A 10,213-nucleotide genomic window follows, 5' to 3' on the forward strand; every position below is an offset into this window, starting at 1 on the left:
GGCCGGCGGGGGGGGGCGGCCCCCCCCCACCCCACCCGGAGGGGGCCGCGGGCGTAGCGCAGCGTGCCCATCACACCCGCGCCGCGCCCGCCCCCCCCCCCGGGGGCGCCCGGGGGCGCGTGTTGCCTGCCCACCCCCCCCGCCCCGCCCCCCGGGCCCCCCCCGCCGGGGCGGGGTGTTTGGTCCCCACCGCCCGCCCCGCCCGAACCGCCAGGACTGCGCTATCCGACGCGGCTCAACTGCGGTGCGGAGCTGCTGGACGCGACGATCGACCGGTACGGAGGCGACCGGCCCGTCTTCCGCGACGGGACCTCCGGCGCCATCTGGACCTACGCCGACCTGCGCGCACGGGTGGACCGGATCGCGCATGTGCTGACCGGTGAGCTGGGTGTGGTGCCGGGGAACCGTGTGCTGCTGCGCGGGCCCACCACCCCCTGGCTGGCCGCCTGCTGGCTGGCCGTGATGAAGACGGGAGCGGTCGCCGTCACCGTACTCGCGCAGCAGCGGGCCAAAGAGCTCGCGACCATCTGCGAGATCGCCCGGGTGGAGCACGCGCTGTGCGATGTCCGCGGCGTCGACGAGTTGGTGAAGGCGGAGGTGCCGGGGCTGCGTATCACGGCGTACGGCGGCGACGCGCCGGACGACCTGCTGCGGCTGGCGGCCGGGAAGCCGGACACGTATCCCGCTGTCCAGACCGCGGCCGACGACGTGGCGCTGATCGCCTTCACCAGCGGCACGACGGGCCGCCCGAAGGGGTGTATGCACTTCCACCGGGATGTGCTGGCGGTCGCCGACACCTTCTCGGCAGGGGTGCTGCGGCCGACGCCCGACGATGTCTTCGCGGGCAGTCCCCCGCTGGGCTTCACCTTCGGTCTCGGCGGCCTGGTGATCTTCCCGATGCGCGCCGGGGCGTCGGCGCTGCTGCTGGAGCAGGCGGGACCGAAGCAGTTGCTTCCGGCGATCGCGGAGCACCGGGTGTCCGTGCTGTTCACGGCGCCGACCGCGTACCGGGTGATGCTGGACGACCTGGCCGCGTATGACGTGTCCTCGCTACGGCGCTGTGTGTCGGCCGGGGAGAATCTGCCCGCAGCGACCTGGCAGTCCTGGCACGAGCGCACCGGTCTGCGCATCATCAACGGCATCGGTGCCACCGAACTGCTGCATATCTTCATCTCGGCCGCGGACGGGGACATCCGTCCGGGCACGACCGGGCTGCCGGTGCCGGGCTGGGAGGCCCGGGTCGTGGACGCCGGGACCGGTACGCCGGTACCGGACGGCGAGCCGGGGTTGCTGGCGGTGCGCGGCCCGGTCGGCTGCCGCTATCTGTCCGATCCTCGCCAGCAGGTGTACGTGCGCGACGGGTGGAACCTCACCGGGGACACCTACGTCCGTGAGCCGGACGGATGGTTCCGCTACGTGGCTCGCGCCGACGACATGATCATCTCGGCGGGTTACAACATCGCAGGACCCGAGGTGGAGGACACCCTGCTCGACCACCCCGACGTGGTGGAGGCGGCGGTGGTCGGGCGGCCCGACGAACTGCGCGGTCATATCGTGGCGGCCTACGTGGTGCTGCGGGACGGTGCCGAGCGCGGCGACGGGACGGAAGCGGCGCTGCGCGACTTCGTCCGGGACCGGCTGGCGCCGTACAAGTGTCCGCGTGTGATCGTCTTCCTCGACGCGCTGCCCCGTACGCCCACCGGCAAGCTGCAACGCTTCCGGCTGCGGGAGGTGGCGCCATAACGGGGCCTGGCGCCATAGCGGCAACGCCTCGGGCAGCGCCTTGGCGGCGGCGCCTTAGAGGACGGGGTCAGCCGGAATTAGAGTGATCACGTGGCCGAACTGCACACCCCCCGATCCCTGATCGTCACCCTGTACGGCGCGTACGGGCGCGAGACGGCGGGCTCGCTCGCCGTCGCCGAGCTGATCCGGCTGCTCGCCGCGGTCGGCGTGGACGGGCCTTCGGTGCGCTCGTCGGTGTCCCGGCTCAAGCGGCGCGGGCTGCTGGTGCCCGAACGTACGGCCGGTGGCGCGGCGGGTTACGCCCTCTCGCCGGCTGCCCGCCAGCTGCTGGACGACGGCGACCAACGCATCTACGACCAGTCCGCGCCGAAGCTCGCCGACGGCTGGGTGCTCGCGGTGTTCTCCGTGCCGGAGGCCGAACGGCACAAGCGGCATCTGCTTCGCTCCCGGCTGGCACGGCTGGGCTTCGGCACGGCCGCCCCGGGTGTCTGGATCGCGCCCGCCCGCTTCCACGAGGAGACCGCGCACACCCTGCGGCGGCTCGGGCTCGACCCGTATGTCGACCTGTTCCGGGCCGAGCACCTGGGTTTCGCCGCGACGGCCGACGCCGCGGCCCGCTGGTGGGACCTGGCGGCGATCGCCAAGCAGCACGAGGAGTTCCTCGAGGCCCATGGCCCGGTGCTGCGGGCCTGGGAGGCGCGCGAGGACACCCCGCCCGACGCGGCCTACCGGGACTATCTGCTGGCCCTGGACTCCTGGCGCCGGCTGCCTTACGCGGACCCCGGGCTGCCCGACGAGCTGCTGCCCGCCGACTGGCCGGGGGGCCGCTCGGCGGCGGTGTTCATGGGTCTGCACGGACGGCTGCGGGACGCCGGGGCGCGGTTCATGACCCCAGGCTGAGCCGTCGGCTACGACGGCAGGGTGAGGCGCGGCTTCGGCGCGTCGGTGCGCCCGGTGGGCGGTTTGCGGCTGCCCGCCCGGTACGGCAGCGGCCAGGGCGCCGACGGTCCGTCGTAGCTCTGGTCGGCCGCAGCGTGCAGGGTCCAGTGCGGGTCGTAGAGGTGGGGCCGGGCCAGCGCGCACAGGTCGGCGCGTCCGGCGAGCAGCAGGGAGTTGACGTCGTCCCAGGAGGAGATGGCGCCGACGGCGATGACCGGGACGCGCAGGGTGTTGCGGATCCGGTCGGCGTACGGAGTCTGGTACGAGCGCCCGTACTCGGGGCGTTCCTCGGGCACGACCTGTCCGGTGGAGACATCGATGGCGTCGGCGCCGTGCGCGGCGAACGCGCGTGCGATCTCAACGGCGTCATCGGCGGTCGTACCGCCAGGGGCCCAGTCGGTGGCGGAGACGCGCACCGTCATCGGGCGGTCGTCGGGCCAGACGGCGCGTACGGCGTCGAAGACCTCCAGCGGGTAGCGCAGCCGTCCGGCGAGTGTGCCGCCGTAGCCGTCGGTGCGCTGGTTGGTGAGCGGCGAGAGGAATCCGGACAGCAGATAGCCGTGGGCGCAGTGGAGTTCGAGCAGATCGAATCCGCTGTCGGCGGCGCGCCGGGCGGCCTCGGTGAACTGCTCGCGGATCGCGGTCAGTCCGTGCCGGTCGAGCTGGTGCGGGGTCTGGTTGACGCCCGGCCGGTACGGCAGCGGCGAGGCGGCGACCAGCGGCCAGTTGGCGTCGGGCAGCGGCTGGTCGATGCCCTCCCACATCAGCCGGGTGGAGCCCTTGCGTCCGGAGTGGCCGAGTTGCACACCGATGGCGGTCCCGGGTGAGCGCTGGTGGACAAAGTCCGTCACGCGGCGCCAGGCCGCGGCCTGCTCGTCGGTGTAGAGGCCGGTGCAACCGGGGGTGATGCGTCCTTCGGGGCTGACGCAGACCATCTCGGTCATGACGAGCGCGGCGCCGCCGAGCGCCCGCGAACCGAGGTGCACGAGGTGGAAGTCCCCGGGCATCCCGTCCTCGGCGGAGTACATGTCCATGGGCGAGACGACCACCCGGTTCCGCAGGGTGAGCCCGCGCAGCCGGAGGGGTGTGAACATCGGCGGGGTGCCGGGCGGGCAGCCGAAGTCCCTTTCGACGGACTCGGTGAAGCCGGAGTCGCGCAGCCGCAGGTTGTCGTGGGTGACACGGCGGCTGCGGGTGAGGAGGTTGAACGCGAACTGGCGGGGTGGCTGGTCGAGATACGTCCCCAGTTCCTCGAACCAGCGCAGACTGGCCGCCGCCGCGCGCTGCGTCGACTCGACCACCGGGCGGCGCTCGGCCTCGTACGCTGCCAGTGCCTCCGGGATTCCCGGCTGCTCCTCGATGCAGGCGGCGAGGGCGAGGGCGTCTTCGACGGCGAGTTTGGTACCGGACCCGATGGAGAAGTGCGCGGTGTGCGCGGCGTCCCCGAGCAGCACAACGCTGCCGTGCGACCAGTGTTCGTTGACGACCGTACGGAAGGCGATCCAGGCGGAGTTGTTCCCGCGCAGGGGGCGACCGCCGAGTGCGTCCGCGAAGATCTTGGCGCAGCGCTCCGCGGACTGCTGCTCGTCGCACTCGTCGAGCCCGGCGGCCCGCCAGACCTCCTCGCGCATCTCCACGATCACGGTCGACTCGGCGGGCGCGTACGGGTAGCCGTGCAGCTGCATCACGCCGTGCTCGGTCTCGGCGATCTCGAAACGGAAGGCGTCGAAGGCGAAGTCGGCGGCGAGCCAGATGTAGCGGCAGCGGTGGGCGGTGATCGTGGGACTGAACGCTTCGGCGTGCGCGCCGCGGGTGAGGCTGTTGACGCCGTCCGCGGCGATGACCAGGTCATGGCTCGCGGTCAGCTCGGCCGCGGGCGGCGCCTCGGTTCGGAAGCGCAGCCGTACGCCGAGGGAGGTGCAGCGCTGGTGCAGGATCTCCAGCAGCCGCCGCCGCCCGAGCGCGGCGAAGCCATGGCCGCCGGAGGTGAGGGTCCGGCCGCGATGGACGATGTCGATGTCGTCCCAGCGTACGAACTCGTCTTGGAGCGCCTGGTAGACGACGGGGTCGGCGTGCTCGATGCCGCCGAGTGTCTCGTCGGAGAGGACGACGCCGAACCCGAAGGTGTCATCGGGCGCGTTGCGTTCCCAGACGGTGATCTCCCGAGCCGGGTCGAGCCGCTTGAGCAGCGCTGCCGCGTACAGCCCGCCGGGACCACCGCCGATGACGGCGATCCGCAGCGGTGCGGTGGCGTCACTCGGCGCGATGTGGGTGGCCATGGTCAGCGTCCCTGCCAGTTCGGGGCGCGCTTCTCGGTGAAGGCGGCATGGAACTCCGCGTAGTCCTCGCCGTTCATCAGCAGCGCCTGTGTCGCCGCGTCGAGCTCGATCGCGGCGGCCAGCGGCATGTCGAGCTCGGAGGTCAGCAGCGCCTTCGTCTGCGCGTAGGCGAGGGTGGGTCCGTCGGCGAGCCGGCGGGCGAGGGCGGCGGCGGCCTTGTCCGCCTCGCCTTCCGCCGTCAGCTCGCTGATCAGGCCGATGCGCTCGGCTTCGACGGCCCTGACGGGCTCCCCGAGCATCAGCAGGCGGGTGGCGTGGCCGAGACCGACGACGCGGGGCAGCAGATACGCGGCGCCCATGTCGCCGCCAGAGAGTCCGACCTTGGTGAAGAGGAAGGAGAACCGGGCCGTGGGGTCGGCGACCCGGAAGTCCGCGGCCAGCGCCAGGACCGCTCCCGCGCCCGCGGCGACGCCGTGCAGGGCGGCGATCACGGGGAAGGGACACTCGCGCAGGGCCCGGACGACCTGGCCGGTCATCCGGTTGAAGTCGAGGAGCTGGGCGGTGTCCATGGCGAGTGTGGCGCCGATGATGTCGTCCACGTCGCCCCCGGAGCAGAAGCCGCGGCCCTCGCCGCCGAGCACCAGGGCACGCACGGACCGTTCCCGGGAGAGCTCGGCGAGCAGATCCCGCAGGTCGGCGTAGGCGCCGAAGGTGAGCGCGTTGAGTTTCTCAGGGCGGTCGAGGGTGACGGTCGCGACGCCGTCCTGCCTGGTCAGCCGCAGATGGCGCCATTCCTCGGTGCGTGGCGCTGAGCTGGCAAAGGGGCTCATGGGGTGGCCTCCCTCGGGGCTGCCGGGCGGCTGCCTGCCCCTCGAAGTTATCACCCTTACGTGACTTCCGTCATGAGTGCGCTATACAACCGCGCCCGACGTGCCGTCACATGGTCGCAACTCGGCAAAGGTCCCATATCAGCTCAGGCACGAGACATGGGCAAAACACCCGAAAAGGTCGTCTGCTCTTGACCGGCCTTCGTATGTTGACTGCTACATCAGCAGTACGGAGCACTGCGAACGGACCCCTGCCTTGCGTCACGCCCCCGCCACCGCGGAGAACGCGACCGCCGTCTGCCGACGGCTCGCCCTCCCGCGCTCGACGGCCGCCGTACCGCTGGCGCGCGCGCTGATCCGTTCCCTCCTCGGTGGCTCCGACGCCCCGGCCGACCGCGACACCGCCGAGCTCCTCACCGCCGAGCTGGTCGCCAACGCGGTGGAGCACACCACGGGCGACGACCCGATCGAGCTGGTCGTGGAGCTCCTCCCCACCCGCTGCCGGATCGAGGTCCACGACCCCGACCCCGCCCCACCCGGCGGCCTGTCGACCCCGGCCCCGGACCGCGAGCCCGACCCCTGGCAGGAGCACGGCCGCGGCCTGCTCCTGATCCGCACCCTCAGCGCCGCTTGCGGCCACCGCCCCACCGCCCAGGGCAAGGCCGTCTGGTTCACTCTCCCGACCGTCCCCGCGGCGACCCCGGCCGTTCCATCGGTACCGGCGCCCCGTATCCCGCTGACCGGGTCGTAGTCGCCAGGCGCGGCACGCCGGACCGGGGCAGCCCGCTACCGCCGCGGCACGATGAAGGCGCGCTCGGGGCGGGCTCCCGCGGATCCCGAGAGCCGGGCTGCTGCGCGCGTCTCCACGCGGCTGCCAACTCCGTGTACCCGCGGTCGATCCTCTCGGACACGGGTGTCTCCCGCCCCCGCCCGGGCGGGTCCCGCACTACACGACCGGTTCCGAAGTCCGGATGACCGAAGGGAGTTGTCGGGCCTGCACGCTACGTTGACCGCATGACCAAACCAGTGAGCAGGACCGTGCGCATCAGGCCGCAGCAGTTCCACGAGACCATCGGCATGGAGGACTGGCGCGTCGTGGGCGAGGGAGCGTGTGCGTACTTCCGCACCGGATCGTTCGCGGCTGGCGCCCAGTTCGTGCAGGCGATCAGCGAGATACCGGTAGTCGGGGACGAGCACCCGGACGTCGATGTGCGGCGGGAGGGCGTGATCGTCCGGCTGATCACGGTCACGGGCGACTACTACGGGCTGACCGAACAGCACGTCGAGCTGGCCCGGCACATCTCGGGGGTGGCCCGCACGCTGGGTCTGTCGGCTGACCCGTCGGCCGTGCAGACCGTCCAGGTCACCATCGACGCCATCGAAGGTCCTGGAGTGATGGCGTTCTGGCGCGCCCTGCTCGGCTACCAGGACCGTGCGAACAGCGGCGAGGACCTGATCGACCCGCGCCGCCGCGGGGCACCGTTCTACTTTCAGCAGATGGACGCACCGCGCCCTGAGCGCAACCGGGTCCACGTCGATGTATGGGTCCCCCATGACCAGGCCGCGGCGCGGATAGCCGCCGCACTCGAGGCCGGTGGCCGCCTGGTGAACGATGCCGACGCGCCGTCGAACTGGGTACTGGCCGACCCCGAGGGCAACGAGGCGTGCGTCGGCGTGGCAGGCCCGCCCGTACCGGCCACCGAGCGTACGTGACCGCGAGCCGCACGGCGATGCCCTCGCCTCGAAGGTACGGCCGCCGTGCTGTTCGAGGTCTGACCGCCCTCGGAACCACTCGTCCAGACGCGCACCAAACCCCTCGGGCCGGCCCGACGAGCACACACGCAGCTATTCGCCCGGCGTCGCGAGCGTGGCCACCAGCACCGCCTTGATGGTGTGCATACGGTTCTCCGCCTGGTCGAACACCACCGAGTGGGGGGACTCGAACACCTCGTCCGTGACCTCCAGTTCGGTCAGACCGTGCCGCTCATGCATGTCGCGGGCGACCTGCGTACCCAGGTCGTGGAAGGCCGGCAGGCAGTGCAGGAACTTGACATCGGGGTTGCCGGTGGCGCGCAGCACGTCCATGGTCACCGCGTAGGGACCCAGGGCTGCGATGCGCTCGTCCCAGACCTCTTTCGGCTCGCCCATGGAGACCCAGACGTCGGTGGCGACGAAGTCGGCTCCGGAGACGCCCTCCGCGATGTCCTCGGTGAGGGTGATCTTCGCGCCGCTGGCGGTGGCGAGGCTGCGCGCCCGCGCGATGACCTCTTCGGCGGGCCAGTAGGACCGTGGCGCGACGATACGGACGTCCATGCCGAGCAGCGCGCCGGTCACCAGATAGGAGTTGCCCATGTTGAAGCGGGCATCACCGAGGTAGGCGAAGGCGATCGGGGCACCGCCGTCGGCCTTGGTCTCGCAGTGCTCGGTCATGGTGAGCACGTCGGCGAGCATCTGCGTGGGGTGCCAGTCGTCGGTCAGACCGTTGTAGACCGGCACCCCGGCATACGCCCCGAGTTCCTCGACCGCAGCCTGGGCGTCCCCGCGATACTCGATCGCGTCGAACATCCGGCCGAGCACCCGGGCGGTGTCCTTGACCGACTCCTTGTGGCCCAGCTGGGAGCCGGAGGAGTCGAGATACGTCGTGGACGCACCCTGGTCCGCCGCGGCCACCTCGAAGGCGCAGCGGGTGCGGGTCGAGGTCTTCTCGAAGATCAGGGCGATGTTCTTGCCGCGCAACCGCTGGACCTCGGCGCCCGCGCGCTTGGCGGCCTTGAGCTCGGCGGCCAGCTCCACAAGCCCGCGGAACTCGGCCGGGGTGAAGTCGAGCTCCTTGAGGAAGTGGCGGCCTGCGAGGTGTGTCGCCATGATGCCTGCTCCTGGATCGCGCATACGAGAGACGGTAGTATATTGGAAGTCTATACGAAACCATGTATCAGTATGCGGGACCCGGGAGGTTGGCTCAGCTCGCGGCGTCCCGCTCGACGGGACAGCTCATACAGCGGGGCCCGCCACGTCCCCTGCCCAGTTCGGAGCCGGGGATCTCGATCACCTCGATGCCCCGTTTGCGCAGATGGGTGTTCGTGGTCACATTGCGGTCGTACGCCACCACGACGCCCGGCTCGACGGCGAGCACATTGCAGCCGTCGTCCCACTGCTCACGTTCCGCGGCGTGCACGTCCTGCTTCGCGGTGAGCACCCGGATGTCCTGCAACCCCAGGGCCGCGGCGATCGCCTTGTGCATCTGCTCGGGCGGATGGTCGCTGACCCGCAGCCCCACGCCGTGCTCGCCCTCCGCGGGCTCGATGGTGTACGAGCGCAGCATGCCGAGCCCCGCGTACTGGGTGAACGTGTCGTGGTCGACCATCGTCATCACCGTGTCGAGATGCATGAACGCGCGCGCCTTGGGCATGTCGAGCGCCACGATCGTCCGTGCGGACCCCGCGGCGAAGAGTCCGCGCGCCAGCATCTCCACGGCCTGCGGAGTGGTCCGCTCGCTCATGCCGATCAGCACCGCGCCGTTGCCGATCACCAGGACGTCCCCGCCCTCGATGGTGGAGGGGTAGTCGTCCTGGCCTTCCGACCAGTGGTGGAAGGGGCCCGCCTGCGGGCCGGTGAACAGCGGGTGGTGTTTGTAGATGGCCTCGAAGTGGACGGTCTCGCGTCTGCGGGCGGGCCAGCGCATCGCGTTGATCGACACACCGTCGTAGATCCAGGCAGAGGTGTCGCGGGTGAAGATGTGGTTGGGAAGCGGGCCGAGCAGGAAGTCGTCGAGGTCCATCACATGGAAGCGGACGGACGAGGGCTCGCGGTGCCCGGCGAGGAACTCCCGCTTGGTCATTCCGCCGATCAGCACCTCGGTCAGCGCGGCCGTGTCCATCGCGTCGAACGCGTCGCGGAGATGGTCCGTGGCCAGCGGACCGTATTCCTTCTCGTCGAATACCCGGTCGAGCACCAGCTTCCGGGCAGCTGGCAGCTCCAGTGACTCGCGCAGCAGGTCGCCGAAGAGATGCACTTCGACACCGCGGTCCCTGAGCACATCCGCGAAGCCGTCGTGTTCCTGGCGCGCGCGGCGGACCCAGAGGAGGTCGTCGAAGAGCAGTGCGTCCTTGTTGGTGGGGGTGAGACGCTTCAGTTCCAGATCGGGGCGGTGGAGTATGACCTGGCGCAGCCGCCCGGTCTCGGAGTCGACATGGAATCCCATGCGGGAAACGTTCCCAGAACGGTTTCGTTTGCGCCCCCAGGGCGCGTGAACTCCCGGATTTCTTGTCGATCAGTCCGAAACGGCCGGTTCCGGGGCGGGGGGCCGCCCCCCCCCCCCTCGTCGGCGTGGGCGCACCGCGCCCCGCCGATCGGCCCCCCCGGCCGGGGGCCCACCGCTGGTACGAGGTGGTCCGAGGGTTGCTGGAAGACGAGGCCAGCGAGTGG

Annotated in this window: 8 protein-coding genes; 4 read left to right on the forward strand and 4 right to left on the reverse strand. The window is 71.2% G+C overall.

Annotation, left to right across the window (positions count from 1 at the left end; translation table 11 throughout):
- Positions 1 to 126: 126 nt before the first annotated feature.
- Together ACFWI9_RS16230 and ACFWI9_RS16235 are read left to right on the forward strand one after the other, a co-directional pair.
- Positions 127 to 1,743 carry an AMP-binding protein gene (locus ACFWI9_RS16230; protein ID WP_387162456.1) on the forward strand — a complete coding sequence of 539 codons (1,617 nt, stop codon included), beginning with the start codon at positions 127 to 129 and terminating at the stop codon, positions 1,741 to 1,743.
- Positions 1,744 to 1,833: 90 nt separating this feature from the next.
- Positions 1,834 to 2,643, forward strand: a complete 810-nt coding sequence (locus ACFWI9_RS16235; protein ID WP_387162415.1) for a PaaX family transcriptional regulator C-terminal domain-containing protein — start codon at positions 1,834 to 1,836, stop codon at positions 2,641 to 2,643.
- 8 nt (positions 2,644 to 2,651) lie between these two features.
- On the opposite strand, the gene ACFWI9_RS16240 is transcribed toward ACFWI9_RS16235, so the two are convergent.
- Together ACFWI9_RS16240 and ACFWI9_RS16245 are read right to left on the reverse strand one after the other, a co-directional pair.
- A complete protein-coding gene (locus ACFWI9_RS16240; RefSeq protein ID WP_387162417.1) occupies positions 2,652 to 4,961 on the reverse strand; it encodes a bifunctional salicylyl-CoA 5-hydroxylase/oxidoreductase in 2,310 nt (769 codons plus the stop codon).
- Between the two features lie 2 nt (positions 4,962 to 4,963).
- Positions 4,964 to 5,791 carry an enoyl-CoA hydratase family protein gene (locus ACFWI9_RS16245; RefSeq protein ID WP_387162418.1) on the reverse strand — a complete coding sequence of 276 codons (828 nt, stop codon included), beginning with the start codon at positions 5,789 to 5,791 and terminating at the stop codon, positions 4,964 to 4,966.
- 253 nt (positions 5,792 to 6,044) lie between these two features.
- On the opposite strand from ACFWI9_RS16245, the gene ACFWI9_RS16250 reads away from it, so the two are divergent.
- Entirely contained in the window at positions 6,045 to 6,539 is a 495-nt protein-coding gene (locus ACFWI9_RS16250; protein WP_387162420.1) for an ATP-binding protein, read from the forward strand.
- A gap of 263 nt (positions 6,540 to 6,802) precedes the next feature.
- Positions 6,803 to 7,501, forward strand: coding sequence for a VOC family protein (locus tag ACFWI9_RS16255; protein WP_387162422.1), 699 nt, complete (start codon positions 6,803 to 6,805; stop codon positions 7,499 to 7,501).
- A 132-nt stretch (positions 7,502 to 7,633) separates the two neighbouring features.
- On the opposite strand, the gene argF is transcribed toward ACFWI9_RS16255, so the two are convergent.
- Complete coding sequence (gene argF, locus ACFWI9_RS16260) at positions 7,634 to 8,653, reverse strand: ornithine carbamoyltransferase (protein ID WP_387162423.1); 1,020 nt, start codon at positions 8,651 to 8,653, stop codon at positions 7,634 to 7,636.
- Positions 8,654 to 8,747: 94 nt separating this feature from the next.
- Positions 8,748 to 9,989: an arginine deiminase gene (locus ACFWI9_RS16265; RefSeq protein WP_387162424.1), complete on the reverse strand. Its 1,242-nt coding sequence runs from the start codon at positions 9,987 to 9,989 to the stop codon at positions 8,748 to 8,750.
- Positions 9,990 to 10,213 lie beyond the last annotated feature (224 nt).

This window comes from Streptomyces sp. NPDC127084, from assembly GCF_042724175.1.
GTDB lineage: Bacteria > Actinomycetota > Actinomycetes > Streptomycetales > Streptomycetaceae > Streptomyces.